Consider the following 18,901-nt stretch of genomic DNA (forward strand, 5'->3'; position numbering starts at 1 on the left):
TAATTTTAAGAATAAAACATGCGCAACTTAATTCGTAACCTGCCTATATTATATAGCCTAGTATGGATCAGCTTAAACCTAAGTGCCTGTCAGCACATTCAAATTGCTGGTAGTCCTATTCCTGTCACTGCAGACAAAAAAACACCACCTGTGCAACAAGCACAGGTGGATAGGCGTAACTGACCAATACAGCAACGACTCAGACTAGGGTCTATTGAGCATTCAATTGTGAAACTGGCGGTGGTTGATGTAACAAAACCTGCACCAAGTGCTCGCCAAACAACTTAGCAGAGTTAATATCTCCTTCCCCTGGCGTTACTTCAGGCGGTGCATTTAATGACTGTGTCATCAATCCTAAAAAACTAGATAAACGGTTAATATCTTGCTCACTATGCCCAGTTGGCATTACTGGAAATCCAGTCCAATTCATACCATGTTGCATACTAAACTGACAAATTTGTTGTAAAGCAGCCAACTTATCGCCACTTAATCCACCCGAGTTTGCAAACCCAGCAGCCCATTTACCATGCCATTTACGATGAAACCAGCGTTTAGAGGTGCTATCCATAAAGGTCTTAAACTCAGCAGTAATACTGCCCATATATACCGCACTGCCAAATACCAACATTTGCGCTGCATCAGCAAACTCCCAATCCATCTCATCGACATCAAGTGCTTTTACTTCTACTTGCTTAGCAGTATGCTTGGTAGCATAGTCTTGTACACCTTCAGCGATAGCATAGGCAACACGGCGAGTATGCCCATAATTACTGTGATAAATGACAGCCAGCTTATATACTGGCTGTGTTGATTGCTCAGAGTTTGTATTGTGTACCATCATAAATGATAACTGTCCTTAACTTGATAAAAAATACCTTAACTTGATAAAAAATACCTTAACTTGATAAAAAATATTGTACCTATATCTCTCATTGCAATTTTGTCTTAAAGTGCTTTATACCCTTTACATGACATACATCTTTTATATAGCCTACATACCCTATTATAGATGAGGGCCTGATGAACAGACCCGAAAATAAATAGAGCAATTAATGCAACTAGGCAACTAAAAAACTAGCTAACATTTTTAGCTTAAACGCATAATCAGCATAGCCATCCGTCCTGTATTAGCCTCACCCAAATGCGTTTGTCGCCGATATGAATAATAGCGGTCATTAGCATAACTACACGCATAAGCACCGCTGTAATCCTCTACTGATGTCCCAGATTTCTGTAACTGAGCACCCAGGATTTGTAGCTGTAACTGCGCCAACTTGGGTAAGTCTAACCAGGCTTTGCCCACCTGTTGGTGCGTATCAACCACTTGTTGTCTCACCTCATCTACATCCATACCCAATCGCTCACAACCTGCCAACATCTTATCTACCACCGCTGTTGATACTTCATAACAGGCTTGGCTAATGCAGGTACCCATCCACGCTTGCACTGGCTGTTGTTGTCCTTGATGTATTGTATCAAGATTGGGTTGCAACTGTTGTTTGTTGGTCTTGGTCAGTTCGGCATAGCCTCTAGCAATAACGCCATTTGCTAGGCCTTGCCAGCCAGCATGAATAGCCGCTATCTGCTTTGTGTTCGGGTCATACAAGACAATAGGTACACAATCTGCAGTCATAATAGCCAATGCTTGATTGCTCAAATCACTAACCATAGCATCGGCATTAGGCGCATTTAAGGCCAACTGACTTGTCTGCTTGATACGTAGCACTTGATTACTGTGTATTTGGTTTAACCAGTAAATAGCCTCTATTTGAGACTGTGAGTTAACATCTGCCTGTTGCATCAGATATGTATTAATCAGCGCTAATAACTGAGCTCTATTGGCCAGCACTTTTTGTGCATCATCTTGTACGTGCAGCCCTAGATTAAAACATCCGTAGCTACTACTTTTAGTTGGTGCCGAAGTATCAGGGTCAGTAGCTGTCAATAATAAAGACTCACCAGCATTGGTTTGTAGTACCAATACCTCTGGCGTATGTACCAGCACGTCAAAAACTGGTCTTAGTTTGGTAGTTGGCATCATCTGTTAACCCTTACTGTATATCCTTTTTTATTCTACCCACGTATTAGAGACACGCCCTAGTATCTGATAAATGTTAGTGTTCGCTTAAAACTTGCACCAATTGAACCATATCCTCTGGTAATGGGGCAGCTACCTCAATAAGTTCACCAGTTATAGGATGGATAAAACCCAATTTATAAGCATGTAGTGCCTGACGTGGAAAGTCGAGAATTGCTTGCCGCTGAATATCAGTCAATCCTGCTCTAAGCTGATTACGATTGCCATAAATGTTATCACCAATAATAGGATGACCAATATGACTTAAATGCACTCGGATTTGATGAGTACGCCCTGTTTCAAGACGCACATCAAGCAAGCTATAAGAAGAATTTAACTCAGTAATTTTCATAATATGGGTTACCGCAGGCTTTCCTGTACTGGTCACCGTCATCTTGGTGCGCTGTACACGGTGACGACCAATCGGCGCATCAATAGTCCGCTGACGGGTTAAGCTAGCAACATCTCCAGCCACCACACACTGGTAATGACGATAGACACTTTTATCTTTTAGTTGTTGTTGCAAGTCTAGTTGTGCTGCCTTTGTTTTGCCAACGACCAATAGACCAGAAGTGTTCTTATCAATCCGATGCACCAAACCAGCTCTTGGCAAATGCGCTTGATTAGGGTAATGGTATAGTAGGCCATTAACCAAAGTACCTGTCCAGTTGCCTGCGCCTGGGTGCACCACCATACCCACAGGCTTATTAATCACTACCACACTGTTATCTTCATATACCACATTTAATGCAATGTTTTCTGGTTTATCGCCACCGTGTTGCTCAAGCTTGGCTTCAAGTAACAACTGGTCACCAGCTTTGACCCTATATTTGGCTTTCACTTGATTACCATTAACTTGCAGATTGCCTGACTTTAACCAATCTTGCAGTTGGGCTCGTGAGTATCCACTAAATACGTCTGCTGCCAGTTTGTCAATGCGCTCACCAGCTTGCGTATCAATAACACAATGTGCCGCATATACCTCAAATATCTCAGCTGTATGCGTCATGTGCGCTGGATCATTAGATATTACTTGTGTCTCGGCTTCATTAAAGTCATCGTCTATATCACCATCATCTAGATCCAACATCCTCTCCTCTAACTGGCTATTTTCTAGGGGACTGCTGCTGTCTAAACTACTGTTGCCCAATTCACTGCTAGAGAGCTTCTTTGTTGCGCTCTCTTGTTCGGGTGCTGTCTTTTGCTCTGATATTTTCGGAGACTGCGCTATCTGTTGATATTGTTGTTTCACTATGGTATTCACTTTAGGTTGTAAGAAGGTAACTGTGTTGATTTGATATGTTGGCTTGATTATTCGCTTGTTTTGCGCTATTTTGCGCTCATCGGCCATGCTTTTCTAGTCGTTTAACCATACTTTGCTCGTAACTTACTTAAATGGTAAATTAATCAACTTGCACCTTTAAGTGTAGCATGATTTGGCATTTTAACACTGACTGGCTGTGAGCATTAATTAAATATTACTTTGACTCTGTGACCTAGATAGCCATATACTTTGACAATCCTATATTTTAATAGCCTTATATATTAGAGGCTGTTGAACAGTAGTATTTGTAGATAGCACTTAAGAACAAAAGCTACTTGCAAGTTGTAATACACTGCAAACTGTAACACTTGCAACCCCACTCTCAACTCTTTGCGCAGGCTGTGGCTTTAGCCCAGCATACTTGGTTAACAAATACGTTTCGCTGAGCTAAAAGCACCAGCCTACATTGGATTGTAATAAGTTGAGAGTGGGGTCCTTATAATAGGTAGATTTGCGCCATCAATGTTCAACAGACTCTAATCAGGGTATAATCACTAGGGGTCGTATAAAGCTCATTTACGGAGCTAATAAATGAATTCTATACTGCCTCTAATAATCCTATACCCAAATATTATGCTGACGTGCTACACTAGTGCCACTAAAATTTGACTAAAATATTCTGCGGAGACCTCCATGCAGCGTGCAACAACTCCTATTATGACAGCATCTACTGATAAAAAACTCTATCCATCACAAAAAACCAAACTGGCTGTTGCTCTGCTCACTGCTAGCATGCTTAGCCTAACTGGATGTCAAACTTTCAAAAATATCACTGGCAAAAACGATGCTGTAGCCACTGCAGAGAAGTCAGATGCCCAATATTATGAAGATGCCGTTAAGGCTATGGATAAAGGTCGCTATCTGATGGCAGTAGAACAGCTAACAGAACTACGCACCTTCTATCCAACAGGTCCTTATGCTGAGCAAGCTTTGCTAGACTTGATGTATGCTCAATTTCAAACCAAGGAATATGAGCTGGCTGTCACCAGTGCCGAACAATTTATTAAACTATATCCTCGTAATATCCAAGTAGACTATGCCTACTATGTGCGTGGCGTTGCAAATATGCAAGCTGGTACCAGCAGTCTATTAAGCTTTGCGCGTATGGATCAGGCGCACCGTGATACCTCATACTATCGCTTAGCATTTAACAACTTTCAAGAGTTGATCAGTCGCTACCCTACCAGTAGCTATGCACCAGATGCAGCGCAACGTTTGACTTATATTTACAACCAGTTTGCTGAAAGTGAGCTGGCTGCTGCACGTTGGTATATCAAACGGGAGGCCTATGTAGCCGCTGCCAACCGTGCAAAATGGGTATTCCAATATTATCCATTAAGTGAACAAGTACCTGAAGCCATTGCTATCTTAGCATATAGCAACCAACAATTAGGCCTGACAGATTTAGCTCAGCAGTACCGCACCTTATTACAAATCAACTATCCTGAATGGCTCACTGCCAGCGGCAAGGTCAAAATTAGCAGTAATCGCACCAGCAGCCTACTCAACCGTATGACTTATGGCAAACTTGGCCGTGCTGATAAAAACGAAGACCAAGGCCCAAGCAACCTAAGCACCTATACTGGTGCTACTAAAACACAAGTTATTCAGCAAGCAGCACAGCTAAGCTTACCAGATGACCATAATACGCCAAATACGCCACCTTCATTATCAAGTAACCGCCGTGGTATTACTTTAGGTCTTGGCTTACCAGAGGATGATATCGCTGGCACACCTCAAACCACACCTCAGCCAATTCGCAGAATATCAAGTCCACGCGATATGTATCCTGAGAGTGACGGTGTGATCACACAGCCAGAGCCCCCCAATACAACAGACGCTACTATTGAATTGACAGATCCTGCTCTAAGTAACTAATCCCCATTCTCAACTTATTAGCATTTGCTGTAGGCTGGTGCTTTTAACCCAGCAAAAGAATAAATCTTTATGACAGATGCTGGGCTAAAGCCACAGCTTACGTTAAGAGTTGAGATTGCAATATAAATTCAATACAGCATAACGCTATAAATCATTCGATAACGCTATAATCATTGAATAACGCTATAAATTATACAAGCCTGTGTTCAGCACCCTTTAAGCTGCATTTTAATACGCCCTTATTTTTCATTAGATCATCTATCTTCTAAGTCTTCTATGAGCATCCCAAACCATATTATCGACCAGCTCAATAGCCAAGCAGATTTGGTGGGAATTATTGGCAAACATACCACCTTAAAACGAGCTGGCAAAGAGTTTAAAGGCAACTGCCCGTTTCATGGTGAAAAAACGCCTTCCTTTTATGTCAATCCACAAAAAAATGTTTACAACTGCTTTGGTTGTGGCGCTGGTGGCAATGCCATCAGCTTTTTGCGTGATTACGAAAACCTTACCTTTATGGAGGCCATACAAGAGCTTTCACGCCAAACTGGAATTGATATTCCAAAAGAGGACAACCGACAGTTACAATACAAGCGCCGGGCGAAACCTACTCAGCCACAGCCACCCTCACGCCCTACTCAGCCGCCTTCTACCGCTACACAACCACGGCAACCACAACAAGCGCAGACTCATAACCCTGACAGCAGCCAAGTAGCTGCTGGCAAAGCTGGCACATCAATAACGCCAGACACTCACAACACCACCCAAAGCGCCACTCATCTTGATAATCGTGACAGCCTAACTCCTCTTGGTGGTCAGAATAATCCTGAGGGTATTGACCATATAGACGACACTCAATCACTACCTAGCGACGGCTACTTCGATGAGGCTGCTTACGCAAGTGACTCTGGCTTTTATGGTTATGACAATGCGCCATTAGCAGACTGGCCCGATGTTGGCGACCCATCACTGACAGATCCTGCAATGATGGATACTCAAGCCTACTTTGATCCTGGTTTTGGACAGCAGGGGCATGAGCATGCGCCAAACAACCAAAACGTGCCGGGCGCACAAGAAGGTAACTTATATGACCTGCTGATTAGTGTCGCACAATTTTATCAGCACAATTTGTACAACAACGCCTTGGCATTGAGCTATTTCAAAGAACGTGGCTTATCGGACAAAACCATTCAAGAATTTGGCTTAGGCTATGCGCCACGTGGCTGGCAACACCTTGAAGAAGCCTTTCCGCATGACATTGAAGGCTTAAAGATATTAGGCTTAGTGCGTAAGTCAGAAAAAGGGCGTGATTATGACCTGCTAAGAGATAGGGTCATCTTCCCAATTCGTGACAACCAAGGTCGTGTGATTGGCTTTGCTGGACGTGCGCTGGACAACGAGGTCAAACCAAAATATATCAACTCCAGTGATTCCCCTGTGTTTCATAAACAGCATATCCTCTACGGCTACTATGAGTCCCGCCAGCACCGTGCCAATGACTGGTTGGTAGTAGAAGGCTATATGGATGTTATTGCCTTGTATCAAGCTGGTATCTATGGCGCAGTTGCCTCTATGGGCACATCCATTAACGAGACTCAAATTGCGCGCTTATTGCAGCTAAACCCCACGTTGACCCTTTGCTTTGATGGCGATAGCGCTGGGCAAAAAGCCGCTTGGCGCACGCTTGAGGTAGCCCTGCCAGTCCTGAGTGATGACAAAGAGCTGCGCTTTTTAACCTTACCTGGTGGTCATGATCCGGACACTTATGTCGCAGCTCATGGCGTTGAGGCGATGCGGGAACAAATCCAACGTGCCATGCCACTGTCTCAGTATGTCTTTGCCTATTTGAGCGAACGTTACGATTTATCCATGGCCGAAGGCAAAGCCAAGTTGATGTCTCAAGTGCGACAACTGACCAATAATTTACCCAAAGGTTCAAGCTTTAAATATCTATTAAATAATGACATTTATCAAAAGCTTGGTGGCCGTAAAGGACAGAAAAACGCAGCACATGATGTTTTGCTGAATTTCGACAGTGAAGTGACGGTCAGTCGCCAGTTGGAGTTATGTTTGTTATTTGCGCCCAACTTACTAGATCCAGACCCCATTGAACGCTTATGGCAAGATTCAGGGGTGGCAGCTATTAAACCACACCAAAGCAAAAAGCATATGCAGCAGTCGCTGCAATTTCCAGCAGCACCAGGTTGGCAAGACTTTAACACCCCAAGCCTATTGCAGCTAGTACAAGTAATTAAACGCTTACTACCTTATCTGCCAAAAGATACCAATGCTGCTGCCCACTTTATCATGGCCAACCTGCCTGCTCAGGCGCAGCAAAACTTAGCAAAACGCTGGTATTCATTTTGGTCAAATTTAAATCAGCGTGGTATTATTGATGTGGATGAGTTGGTAGACGACTTATTGGCACAATTGATATTACAAGCTCTATCCAAAAAGATATCACTTTCACACAGTGTAGTTCTTACCGATCAGTTAAATAAACAGCGCCAAACATTATCTATTTGGCTAAAAAAACAACAAGCCGAGCAAGCAACAAAACTTGACAGCTAAAGGCTTTGTAATTGCTTCAAGTTAATTGTACTCAGTGTAGTTGCGTATAACCCTCATTCGTTTACCATCAATATACAGCACAGGGCTTTAAATTTAGCGCAAAGCCCCCATGTATAATTATATTCGCGGGTAGTGCTAATAGTGGTTTGTACTATTAGCAAAGAATAATAAATACACCAGATAGATCAGTTACAGCACTAACAGCCGACTGTCTATACGGGTATTTGCGGTGCAATTTTAGATATTATGTTATAATGTCAGACCCATTTTTATTTTGGCAAACGCCTATTTTGGCAAGTACTAGGTTTGGCAAGTACTAGGTTTGGCAAGTACTAGGTTTGGCAAGTACTAGGTTGCTCAGTGTTATGTCTCAAGTTTTATAATCCCTTGTATCACTCAGTGCTATCAACAGGATTATAAAAATGACAACGCACAAATAAGACAACCTTCTGCCATCAATAATGAATCACAGTGCATTTCATTCTGATTTATTCTAAATTGAAGATAAAACAAAACTGGCACCCCTTACTCTACCTTTAACCCACATCTTCTATTGCAAGCGAGATATTATGACCGATAAGGCAGCCTCTCAATCTACCTCTCAACTAGCCACACTTATCCAAATGGGTAAGGAACAAGGCTATTTGACTTATGCTGAGGTGAATGACCAACTCCCCGCCTCTATTACCGAAAGCGACCAAATTGAAGACATCGTTCAAATGCTAACGGACGTTGGTATTAAAATCTTCGAATCTGCGCCAGATGCAGATGATATCTTGATGAATGATGAAGCCAACGATGACGAAATGGCCACAGACGAAGCCGCCGCTGTTCTGGCCGCTGTAGAAACTGAACCTGGTCGTACCACTGACCCTGTACGTATGTACATGCGTGAAATGGGTACAGTCGACCTACTGACTCGTGAAGGCGAGATTGTCATTGCCAAACGCATTGAAGAAGGTATCCGTGACGTCCAGCATGCGATGGCGTATTGGCCGGGTACTGTTCAGTTTATTCTTGATGAATACGACCTAGTTGAAGCAGGTGAAAAGAAGCTATCGGATGTGATTACCGGCTTTTTAGACCCTGAAGAGCAAGAGTCTGATATCAAAGAAGAAGAGGAAAAAATCCCTGTCATCACCAGCAAGTCAAAAGCCAAAGACATTGATGATGAGGACGAAGAAGAAGAGGAAGAGGAGGAAGAAGCCGAAGAAGTTGGCGGCCTTGACCCAGAAGTGGTGCGTCAACGTGTTGAAGAAATCCGTGAGCTATTCACTGTCGCCAAACAAGCATTGAATGACTATGGTCGTGGCAGTGTGCAAGCGGAAGAAGCGTATGCACAGATGGCAGATCGCTTTATGTTATTGAAGCTAAACAACCGCATGTCAGATAATGTCATGGCGATTATGCACGATGTCTACGATGATGTGCGTAAGCAAGAGCGTCAAATCATGCGCTTGGTTATTCGCCGCGGTAAGATGCCTCGTGCTGAATTCCGTAAAACCTTCCCAAGTAACGAAACCAACGTTGACTGGTTAACGGATCGTCTTAAGGGCAATCCAAAATTTGCTGAAAGCTTGGCCAAAGTTGTTGATGATGTGGTGGTATTACAGCGCCGTATCCGTGACCATGAAGACAAGCTGGGCATGGAAATCACTGAAATGAAAGAAGTCGCCCGTCGTATGGCAATCGGTGAAGCCAAAGCCCGCCGTGCCAAAAAAGAGATGGTCGAAGCCAACTTACGTCTGGTAATTTCTATCGCCAAAAAATACACCAACCGCGGCTTACAGTTCCTTGATTTAATTCAGGAAGGTAATATTGGCTTGATGAAAGCGGTAGATAAGTTTGAATACCGCCGTGGTTATAAGTTCTCAACCTATGCCACTTGGTGGATTCGTCAGGCAATCACCCGCTCGATTGCTGACCAAGCACGCACCATTCGTATTCCTGTGCACATGATTGAGACCATTAACAAAATAAACCGTGTGTCTCGTCAGTTGCTTCAAGAAATGGGACGTGAGCCGACACCAGAGGAATTGGGCGAACGTTTAGAAATGGACGAGGTTAAGGTTCGTAAGGTATTAAAAATTGCCAAAGAGCCAATATCTATGGAGACACCCATTGGTGATGATGAAGATTCGCACCTAGGTGACTTTATTGAAGACCAGACCATTTCAAGCCCAGTGGAAGATGCCACAGCTGCTGGTCTACAAGAAGCCACACGTGATGTGTTAGGTAATCTGACCGAGCGTGAAGCGAAAGTATTACGTATGCGCTTTGGTATCGACATGCCAACGGATCATACTCTAGAAGAAGTGGGCAAGCAGTTTGACGTTACCCGTGAGCGTATTCGTCAGATTGAAGCCAAAGCGTTGCGTAAGCTGCGCCACCCTTCTCGCTCAGAGCACTTACGTTCATTCTTAGAAAACGACTAATCTTCAATTTAGTTTAATCGTTAGATATGAAAAAAGCTGGGAGACATCTCTCAGCTTTTTTTATGGCTAACATTTAAGCAGTTCGCTGACTACACTGGATATGCTTGAAGTTTAGCCCAAATAACCCCATATAATTGCCATGGCAAAAAACAAACTATTATATTGGAGATACCATGGCTAACAACAATAAAAACATCGACATGACTCGTGATTTAACGCTATACAGCAATCCATTTGCCAAAAAAACAGACATTCAAAACCCAAGTCTTTGGGCTTTTCCAATGGACTATCCGATGAGCATCATCGGTCATGAAGGCGAACATGACACACTAATCAATGAGGTGAAAATGATCTTGGGTACTCAGTTCCCAGACTTTGATCACGAAACCATCAAGGTCAAAAAATCAAGCACTGGTCGTTTTAGCTCAGTACGGGTCAAACTCTACTTTACTGAAGCAGAGCAAGTAAATGAGCTGTATGCCGCCTTAGACAAGGCCAAAACTGTACGTACAGTCGTTTAAGCTTAACCACTTTACTAACTCAGTATCATGGACAGGCATGGACTTTGATCTTCCACTTAGGCAAACAAAAGAGTTGCAATGTGAGCCTCATTTAGCTTACGACAGTAGTACTTTCATACGGTTATCTTATAATTGTCTTGTAACTTAATTTATTAACTACGACTATAACAAGCAAAAGAGTTTGGCTCTTTTGCTTTTTTTTGAGTAACCAATAACAATTTATTATGAGTCAAACATGTTTTGCTGAAATCATTTTTTACCCCTATTTAGCAGTTGCATTTTTCACAGTTTTAGGAAACAAATTTGGCGAACCTATTAAACTGAATTTATTTTTTGCTTTTGCAGTTTAGCGTGAAAAAACTTTAATCATGACCCTTTCGTTTACAATTTTTTAAAAACAGCTTTTTCTTCATTTTTTAACCCTTACTGATTTTTGCAATTCGTCGCTAACCAATAGCCGCTCGGCAGTTGCCAACAGTTAATATCTTTTTATAACCAAGTCATCGCCATCCAGCTGATGTTCTGAACCTCTTAACTGCCATTTGTCAATATGGAAAAATAAAAAAATTTCCTTTATATTGTGTCTAAAGCATGGAATTAGCCCTATATATTGTGGTTATGCTAAAATACAGCCACCATTGATACCAGGACTATTTCTTTAATCTGAACGCTTTTACTCTATAAATATCGTAATAACTAGTGGAGACAGCAATGACAAATATGGATAAACTAAGCGTAACAAAAAGAGATGGCCGTTTAGAGCCAATCAATTTAGACAAGATCCATAAGGTTATTACTTGGGCTGCGGAAGGGCTAGATAATGTCTCTGTATCACAAGTTGAATTAAAATCACATATTCAGTTTTACGATGGTATTAAGACTCGTGATATCCATGAGACCATCATCAAGGCTGCTGCTGACTTAATTTCTGAAGACACGCCAGATTATCAATACCTAGCTGCTCGCTTGGCAATTTTTCACTTACGTAAAATTGCTTACAATCAATTTGAGCCACCTCATTTATTTGATCATGTCACCAAGCTGACCCAAGATGGCAAATATGACGAGCACATCTTGCAAGACTACTCACGTGAGGAGTTTGATGAGCTAAACGACTATATCGATCACTGGCGTGATATGAACCTAGCCTACGCTGCTGCTGAGCAAATGGCGGGTAAGTATTTAGTACAAGACCGAGTAACCAAAACCGTTTATGAAAGCCCGCAGTTTTTGTATATGTTGGTCGGTATGTGTCTGTTCGCCTCATACGATAAGTCTGAGCGTATGCACTATGTCAAACGCTTTTATGACGCTGCCTCAACCTTCAAAATCTCCCTACCAACCCCGATCATGTCAGGCGTGCGTACCCCATCACGTCAGTTTAGCTCGTGCGTGTTAATCGAGTGTGGCGACAGCCTAGACTCTATTAACGCCACTACCAGCGCCATCGTTCGCTATGTGTCACAGCGTGCTGGCATCGGTGTTAACGCAGGTAACATCCGTGCGCTCGGCAGTCCAATTCGCGGCGGTGAAGCACAGCACACCGGCTGTATTCCTTTCTACAAACTGTTCCAAACTGCGGTTAAATGCTGCTCGCAAGGCGGTGTGCGTGGTGGTGCAGCTACTTTATTCTACCCACTGTGGCATTTAGAAGTTGAGTCACTATTGGTCCTAAAGAACAACCGTGGTGTTGAAGACAACCGTGTTCGCCACATGGATTATGGGGTACAAATTAACAAAACCTTATACACCCGCTTAATCAAGGGTGAGGACATTGCCCTCTTCTCACCATCTGATACACCAGGCTTATATGAAGCCTTCTTTGCAGATCAAGATAAGTTTGATGAGCTATACCACAAGTACGAAGCAGATGAAAATATTCGCAAACGTCACGTACCAGCAGCAGACTTATTTAGCCTGATGATGCAAGAGCGTGCCAGCACTGGACGTATCTATATCCAAAACGTAGATCACTGTAATACCCACAGTGCCTTTGATCCAAGCGTTGCCCCAATTCGTCAGTCTAACTTGTGTATGGAGATTACCTTGCCAACCAAGCCACTAGACAATATTAATGATGAAAACGGCGAAATCGCTCTGTGTACTCTATCAGCTGTCAACCTCGGTGAAGTCGAAAACTTAGATGATATCGAAGAACCAGCAGAACTGATTGTACGTGCCCTAGATGCACTATTAGACTATCAAGACTATCCAGTCAAAGCGGCTGAAAATGGCAGTATGCGCCGCCGTACACTAGGCGTTGGCGTAATCAACTATGCCTATTACTTAGCAAAAAATGGAGTCAGATACTCAGATGGCTCAGCACTAGGTCTTACTCACCAAACCTTTGAGGCATTACAGTATTACTTATTAAAAGCATCGAATAAATTAGCAAAAGAAAAAGGGGCTTGCCCAGCCTTCAATGAGACTACCTACGCTCAAGGTATTTTGCCAATTGACACCTATAAGTCTGATTTAGACCAAGTATGCCAAGAGCCATTACGCTTAGATTGGGAAACCTTGCGTAGCGATATTAAAGCGCACGGTCTTCGCAACTCTACTCTATCTGCCTTGATGCCATCTGAAACCTCAAGCCAAATTGCCAATGCGACCAACGGTATTGAACCACCACGTGGACTGGTATCGGTAAAAGCTTCAAAAGACGGTATTTTAAAACAAGTCGTACCTGATATCTTAAACTTAAAAGATCAGTACGAATTACTCTGGCAAATGCCAAACAACAATGGCTACTTAAAACTGGTCGGTATCATGCAAAAATTCATCGACCAAAGTATCTCAGCCAATACCAACTATGACCCATCTCGCTTTGAGGGCAATCGTGTACCAATGAAAGTACTACTTAAAGACCTTCTCATGGCATACAAACTAGGCATTAAGACACTTTATTATCACAACACTCGAGATGGTGCTAATGACGCTCAAGCTGATATCGATGATAGCTGTGCCAGTGGTGCTTGTAAGCTTTAATCCTTAAAGCCCCTGTTTGTAAAACTTCTTTAGATTTTGCATTACCCTAAACATCCCCTTTTTTAGGGGATATTTAAAGGAGCATGCTTTAAAAGCTTAGGATGTAGCCAATCCCGCCATACGCTCATATCTTGGTTTGCACAGGGGCGGTTGCTAATGGTGAAGTGCGTTCCTGACTCAGCGATAACGCCCTTCACCAAGCACCCGCAACCCTGTGCCTCACCAAGGATACCCGCTACTGTCGGGGCTAAACCGCACCCCAAGGCGACTATACTAGAACTTCAAACTTCCTATACTCACTAAGTCTCAATATGAATACTTTATAAAATATGCTGTCGTAATACCATCATAAGTAGCAAGCAAGCGTTGCGTGGGTGCAACGCAGTGAAACACACGAATTAAACACCTCTCTATTAATAAGCGATAACTTAATAAGGACTTGAAATGAAATATAAAATTTTGAATTTATTAAGCGATATTTTCTTTGGTAATAATCAATCTGTTTACCAGAAAACTACTTCAATCTATATATTAAATGCAATATTTCTTTTTGTTAGTGTTTTATATAGTGCGTTCAATATCAATATAGCAAGTGGTCTAACGATAATACTTTCGTTGATTATAGTTACAATTAAATTTTCAAGTTTGAGTTTTTTAATTTGGCAAGCAATAAAGTTTGATAATAATTTTAGAAGTCAATTTTAGCAAACGTAGCGTGTGTGCAACGCAGTGAAACCCACCAATTAAACATTACACTATAATTAATACCCTATGCTTGAACTTATTTATTATATTGAAAACTAAACAAAGGTATTCAAATGGTCGATGTTCCTTATTTAGGCAAACTTGAGAAAGACAGTTGTGATAACTGGCTAATTAGCCAACCCATAACTGTCAAAGTTTTAGGCGATAAAAAATGTCGCTTTATTTTAGATGACTATGAGCAAGATGAAAATAAGGAAGAATATCATCAAGCCATAGCTAATTTTTTGTCCATAGATGAAAGTATTCTCAAGCAAGCTCAAAATGATATCTATCGATATTATCAAGATATCAAAGCGTTATTAGATGAAGATGATATCGTCAAAATTAATAACCCAAGTGATGTCTGGCATCATATTCAATTAGGTGATACACCTATTGTCCAGCGTCGCCCATATGGTGATAAAGCGGTTTATATATCATTAGAATCTGAGTGCGATTGGGAGCCTGAACACGGCTTGCAAATTATATTTAAACAAGGACTATTCGTTAGCAAAATAGGTGAGTATGATGGTCACCTATCTTACGCTGATAGCTATGCAGACCCAAAACTTGAAAATGTTGTGTATCATTCATTTTCTAACTAATAGAGCTGACACCCTCATAAAAGAATTGTAGGTTGGGTGAATCTAGCGACACCCAACGATTCAAACTTTAAGCATTGTTGGGTCTCGTACCTCGACACCAACCTACTGTAAGCTAATAAGCCGTAGGGTGCGTCTCACGCACCAATAAAACATTATGATTAAATCGGTGCGCGGGGCGCACCCTACCCAAAATAAAAACGGCTTTAAAATTTAAGAAATAAACAGTTAAACAAACCCAAAAACGAAAGGTAAAATCATGAATTATTCAATCTTTTGCCAAACTCCAAATGATCAGCTCAAAGAGCCAATGTTCTTTGGTCAACCCGTCAACGTTGCTCGTTATGACCAACAAAAACACCCCGTCTTTGAGCAACTTATTGAAAAACAACTCTCCTTTTTCTGGCGTCCAGAAGAGGTTGATGTGTCAAAAGACCGTATTGATTATGCCAACCTTTCCGCACATGAGCAGCATATCTTTATCAGTAACCTAAAGTACCAAACCCTACTAGACTCTATTCAAGGTCGTAGTCCGAACGTGGTGCTGTTGCCACTGGTATCTATCCCTGAACTTGAGACTTGGATTGAAACTTGGTCATTCTCTGAGACCATTCACTCACGCAGTTATACCCATATTATCCGTAATATCGTCAACGATCCATCTGTGGTATTTGACGACATTATGCAAAATGAGCACATCTTACAACGTGCCTCAGATATTGCCTATTATTATGACGATCTGTATCAAAGCTCGCAGCTATACAGCCTATTTGGAGCAGGCACTCACATCATCAATGGTGAGGAAAAATATGTAGATCTTGCTAAACTAAAAAAACAGCTGTATCTATGCTTGATGGCTGTTAACGTATTAGAAGCAATTCGCTTTTATGTGTCCTTTGCCTGTTCGTTTGCCTTTGCTGAGCGCAAACTTATGGAAGGTAATGCCAAAATTATTAAGCTAATTGCTCGTGATGAAGCGCTGCATTTGACCAGTACCCAGCACATGCTCAATATCATGGCATCGGGTAAAGATGATCCAGAAATGGTTCAAATTGCAAAAGACTGTTATGAGGACAGTATTGATATTTTCCGTAAGGCAGCTGAGCAGGAAAAAGACTGGGCAGGTTATTTGTTCAAAGATGGTTCTATGATCGGGCTTAATAAAGATATTTTGTGCCAATATGTGGAGTATATTACCAACTTGCGTATGGAAGCGGTTGGCTTACCCGCCCTATTCCCTGACTCAAGAACCAATCCAATCCCTTGGATTAATACCTGGCTGTCATCAGATAATGTCCAAGTTGCGCCACAAGAGACAGAGATTAGCTCTTACTTAGTAGGTCAGATTGATTCTGATTTATCTGATGCTGACTTTGATGATTTTGAGTTATAAGCCATAATCAAAACAAGTTAGGATATTTTCAAAATACAGGCAGCGGTTGGTTTGTTATGACTTGGGTAATTACTGCAAAAACACGCTTTTATTTGCATGATGGTGAAAGCTTACTCGACGGGCTATTACGCACTGGACATGATATTAACTATCAATGCAAAGAAGGTTATTGTGGTAGTTGCCGAGTGACCCTAACCGCAGCCTCTTATCCAGTAACTTATGCCAAACCACCACTGGCAATGATTGATGACTCAGAGATATTGCCTTGTTGCTGTCAGATTCAAGGAGTAATACGGCTCAAAGATGTTCGCTGACTATATTGCCCTTGCTAATGCCCTGTGGCTATATTGAGCTACTAAAAAACTATACTGTAACCCCTAGTAACCGATTTAAAAACCACTACTGAAGGTCAGTAGTGGTTTTTTGAAGTAGATTTTAATTTTGCTATGGCAACTGCAAAAATATTATTCAAACTCGCCATCTTCTTCAGGTAATATAGGATCTACATTGGGCCTAGCACCATTTTCAAACAGCTCAATCAATTCCTCACGCATCCGTTCACGCTGCTCTTGAGTCAATGGCACTGATCCTTCTGGGTGATCAAATAAGCTACCAGGATCATCTTCAATCTGTGGCATGATCAAGTCATTTTGAGTCGGACGCTCAGCCAAGGTTATGTTAATATTCATATTTTGTGACTTACGTAATACTTGTACTGACAATACCGTGCCTGGCAGTTTGCGTGCAACATATTGAATCAGGCTATTAGCATCTGTCATCTCCACGCCATCAATAGATAGAATAATATCACCAATTTGTAACCCACTTTTGGCTGCTGGGCTAGCGGGAATGATATTACGCACCAACACACCCGTAGAATTATCCAACTTGGTTGGATCCCGCAACTGCGACAATACTTCGATACCTAGCCAGCCGCGACTTACTTTACCATCTTTAATAATAGCATTCATTACCTGCTCAACCAAAGCAGTTGGAATAGCAAAACCTATCCCCATTGATCCCCCTGAGCGTGAGAAAATAACAGTATTAATCCCCACTAACTCACCATAAGCATCGACCAAAGCACCACCTGAATTACCTGGGTTGATAGCCGCATCAGTTTGAATAAAATCTTCAAAAGTATTCACTCCCAATCCAGTACGACCAGTAGCGGAAATGATACCCTGCGTTACTGTCTGACCTACACCAAAGGGATTACCAATCGCAAGCGCCACGTCACCCACTTCAATGGGACGCTCTCTAAAAGCCAACGGCTCAAGCCCTGACATCTCTACTTTAATCACTGCCAAGTCACTATCTGGATCTGTACCTACTACTTCTGCTACTGCTTTACGCCCATCATTTAAAGCAACTACAATTTCATCTGCCTTGGCAATTACGTGCGCATTAGTGACGATATATCCATCTGTGGAAACGATCACCCCTGAGCCTAAGTTAGTTTCTGAACCAGCTTGCGGTGCTTGTCCATGAAACTCATAAAAACGACGCAAAATAGGATCATTCATATACGGATTGTGGGTAACCGTTTGGGTGGTATAAATATTAACCACAGAGCGTGCTGCTTGAACCACTGCGTTGTGATAGGATACGATAGGTTCTGGTTTGTCAGATAGTCTCTCTGAACCTAATGGAATCGATGTGGTCTCACTACGTGGCGGTTGCCAAGTCGCTTGTTGGCGTGTTTTCTGGTCAATATAAACCCAAATAAAAGCCACTAACACCGCAAGCAATAAAAGCCAGGGTAAAATCCTCCAAATGATATTTGATTTTGAAGATGCAGACATGTCACTCCTCGATAGTAGTACTAAGCTAAGGCTAATGATATATGGTTTTGGATACAGTTATAACTGGATATTTGACTTCCTCCCCTCGCTAAGAGGGGATTCCTTCCGCAAGACGGTCAAGCCCGACCGCAAGAATGTTCTTACTGGCGTTGATATCTCTATCATGCCATGTGCCACACTCAGCACACCTCCATTCTCTTATTCCAAGACCTGCTCTACCTTTCGGACTACTATCGCTTATTTTGCCACAGTGTGAGCAGATTTGGGTAGTGTAACTCTCATTTACTATCTCAGGCTGACAACCTGCATACTTACATACTTGTATATTTGCATTTATATTCCAGTTGTCGCTTAAATTCAAACCATGCTACATCGTATGTTGATTTAGCCAGTTTGGTCATCGAATTTGTAAGTGAGCGTGATTTAACATCACCAACCACAATTAAGGCATTGTCCTTAACTAATTGGGTGGTGAATTTGTGTATTGCATCTAATCTTGTGTTTTTTACCTTTGACCAGTGACAGCTGAATGGTTGATTTAAGTGCCTTTTTGCCTGTTTGGT

Annotated in this window: 14 protein-coding genes and 1 pseudogene; 9 read left to right on the forward strand and 6 right to left on the reverse strand. The window is 42.0% G+C overall.

What is annotated here, in order from left to right; all coding sequences use genetic code 11:
- Positions 1-18: 18 nt before the first annotated feature.
- A complete protein-coding gene (locus H140_RS15905; protein WP_019673388.1) occupies positions 19-183 on the forward strand; it encodes a hypothetical protein in 165 nt (54 codons plus the stop codon).
- A 28-nt stretch (positions 184-211) separates the two neighbouring features.
- Here the strand turns inward: H140_RS15905 and H140_RS0109325 are convergent, their stop codons facing one another.
- The 3 genes from H140_RS0109325 to H140_RS0109335 all read right to left on the reverse strand — a co-directional run bounded on the left by H140_RS0109325 (position 212) and on the right by H140_RS0109335 (position 3,167).
- The gene (locus H140_RS0109325) at positions 212-841 is read right to left on the reverse strand and encodes a flavodoxin family protein (RefSeq protein WP_019673389.1); all 630 of its coding nucleotides are present in this window, start codon (positions 839-841) and stop codon (positions 212-214) included.
- Positions 842-1,087: 246 nt separating this feature from the next.
- A complete protein-coding gene (locus H140_RS14370; RefSeq protein ID WP_019673390.1) occupies positions 1,088-2,041 on the reverse strand; it encodes a polyphenol oxidase family protein in 954 nt (317 codons plus the stop codon).
- 73 nt (positions 2,042-2,114) lie between these two features.
- Positions 2,115-3,167: an RluA family pseudouridine synthase gene (locus H140_RS0109335; protein ID WP_156819143.1), complete on the reverse strand. Its 1,053-nt coding sequence runs from the start codon at positions 3,165-3,167 to the stop codon at positions 2,115-2,117.
- Positions 3,168-4,034: 867 nt separating this feature from the next.
- Between H140_RS0109335 and H140_RS14375 the strand changes: the two genes are divergently transcribed.
- From H140_RS14375 to nrdA, 5 genes are all read left to right on the forward strand, one after another.
- Complete coding sequence (locus H140_RS14375; RefSeq protein WP_019673392.1) at positions 4,035-5,279, forward strand: outer membrane protein assembly factor BamD; 1,245 nt, start codon at positions 4,035-4,037, stop codon at positions 5,277-5,279.
- 276 nt (positions 5,280-5,555) lie between these two features.
- On the forward strand, positions 5,556-7,850 hold the full coding sequence (dnaG, locus tag H140_RS0109345; RefSeq protein ID WP_019673393.1) for a DNA primase: 2,295 nt from the start codon (positions 5,556-5,558) through the stop codon (positions 7,848-7,850).
- Between the two features lie 569 nt (positions 7,851-8,419).
- On the forward strand, positions 8,420-10,285 hold the full coding sequence (gene rpoD, locus H140_RS0109350) for an RNA polymerase sigma factor RpoD (protein WP_019673394.1): 1,866 nt from the start codon (positions 8,420-8,422) through the stop codon (positions 10,283-10,285).
- A gap of 200 nt (positions 10,286-10,485) precedes the next feature.
- Entirely contained in the window at positions 10,486-10,806 is a 321-nt protein-coding gene (locus tag H140_RS0109355; RefSeq protein WP_051086888.1) for a YbeD family protein, read from the forward strand.
- Between the two features lie 711 nt (positions 10,807-11,517).
- Positions 11,518-13,794, forward strand: a complete 2,277-nt coding sequence (gene nrdA / locus H140_RS0109360) for a class 1a ribonucleoside-diphosphate reductase subunit alpha (protein ID WP_019673396.1) — start codon at positions 11,518-11,520, stop codon at positions 13,792-13,794.
- 62 nt (positions 13,795-13,856) lie between these two features.
- Here the strand turns inward: nrdA and H140_RS16130 are convergent, their stop codons facing one another.
- Complete coding sequence (locus H140_RS16130; RefSeq protein ID WP_208596156.1) at positions 13,857-14,057, reverse strand: hypothetical protein; 201 nt, start codon at positions 14,055-14,057, stop codon at positions 13,857-13,859.
- A gap of 555 nt (positions 14,058-14,612) precedes the next feature.
- On the opposite strand from H140_RS16130, the gene H140_RS0109370 reads away from it, so the two are divergent.
- The 3 genes from H140_RS0109370 to yfaE all read left to right on the forward strand — a co-directional run bounded on the left by H140_RS0109370 (position 14,613) and on the right by yfaE (position 16,847).
- Positions 14,613-15,143 carry a DUF6985 domain-containing protein gene (locus H140_RS0109370; RefSeq protein WP_019673398.1) on the forward strand — a complete coding sequence of 177 codons (531 nt, stop codon included), beginning with the start codon at positions 14,613-14,615 and terminating at the stop codon, positions 15,141-15,143.
- Positions 15,144-15,399: 256 nt separating this feature from the next.
- Positions 15,400-16,533, forward strand: coding sequence for a class Ia ribonucleoside-diphosphate reductase subunit beta (gene nrdB, locus H140_RS0109375; RefSeq protein WP_019673399.1), 1,134 nt, complete (start codon positions 15,400-15,402; stop codon positions 16,531-16,533).
- Positions 16,534-16,589: 56 nt separating this feature from the next.
- A complete protein-coding gene (gene yfaE / locus H140_RS0109380) occupies positions 16,590-16,847 on the forward strand; it encodes a class I ribonucleotide reductase maintenance protein YfaE (protein WP_019673400.1) in 258 nt (85 codons plus the stop codon).
- 150 nt (positions 16,848-16,997) lie between these two features.
- Here yfaE and H140_RS0109385 read toward each other — a convergent pair whose 3' ends face one another.
- Together H140_RS0109385 and H140_RS16430 are read right to left on the reverse strand one after the other, a co-directional pair.
- Positions 16,998-18,338: a S1C family serine protease gene (locus H140_RS0109385; protein ID WP_019673401.1), complete on the reverse strand. Its 1,341-nt coding sequence runs from the start codon at positions 18,336-18,338 to the stop codon at positions 16,998-17,000.
- A gap of 88 nt (positions 18,339-18,426) precedes the next feature.
- A pseudogene (locus H140_RS16430) lies at positions 18,427-18,901 on the reverse strand (RNA-guided endonuclease InsQ/TnpB family protein); the annotation flags it as partial.

It is taken from the genome of Psychrobacter lutiphocae DSM 21542, from assembly GCF_000382145.1.
GTDB lineage: Bacteria > Pseudomonadota > Gammaproteobacteria > Pseudomonadales > Moraxellaceae > Psychrobacter > Psychrobacter lutiphocae.

Bases quoted from the DNA above. Each gene is read 5' to 3' on its own strand.
- H140_RS15905 (WP_019673388.1), top strand. From the start codon at position 19: ATGCGCAACTTAATTCGTAACCTGCCTATATTATATAGCCTAGTATGG.
- H140_RS0109325 (WP_019673389.1), bottom strand. From the start codon at position 841: ATGATGGTACACAATACAAACTCTGAGCAATCAACACAGCCAGTATAT.
- H140_RS14370 (WP_019673390.1), bottom strand. From the start codon at position 2,041: ATGATGCCAACTACCAAACTAAGACCAGTTTTTGACGTGCTGGTACAT.
- H140_RS0109335 (WP_156819143.1), bottom strand. From the start codon at position 3,167: ATGTTGGATCTAGATGATGGTGATATAGACGATGACTTTAATGAAGCC.
- H140_RS14375 (WP_019673392.1), top strand. From the start codon at position 4,035: ATGCAGCGTGCAACAACTCCTATTATGACAGCATCTACTGATAAAAAA.
- dnaG (WP_019673393.1), top strand. From the start codon at position 5,556: ATGAGCATCCCAAACCATATTATCGACCAGCTCAATAGCCAAGCAGAT.
- rpoD (WP_019673394.1), top strand. From the start codon at position 8,420: ATGACCGATAAGGCAGCCTCTCAATCTACCTCTCAACTAGCCACACTT.
- H140_RS0109355 (WP_051086888.1), top strand. From the start codon at position 10,486: ATGACTCGTGATTTAACGCTATACAGCAATCCATTTGCCAAAAAAACA.
- nrdA (WP_019673396.1), top strand. From the start codon at position 11,518: ATGACAAATATGGATAAACTAAGCGTAACAAAAAGAGATGGCCGTTTA.
- H140_RS0109370 (WP_019673398.1), top strand. From the start codon at position 14,613: ATGGTCGATGTTCCTTATTTAGGCAAACTTGAGAAAGACAGTTGTGAT.
- nrdB (WP_019673399.1), top strand. From the start codon at position 15,400: ATGAATTATTCAATCTTTTGCCAAACTCCAAATGATCAGCTCAAAGAG.
- yfaE (WP_019673400.1), top strand. From the start codon at position 16,590: ATGACTTGGGTAATTACTGCAAAAACACGCTTTTATTTGCATGATGGT.
- H140_RS0109385 (WP_019673401.1), bottom strand. From the start codon at position 18,338: ATGTCTGCATCTTCAAAATCAAATATCATTTGGAGGATTTTACCCTGG.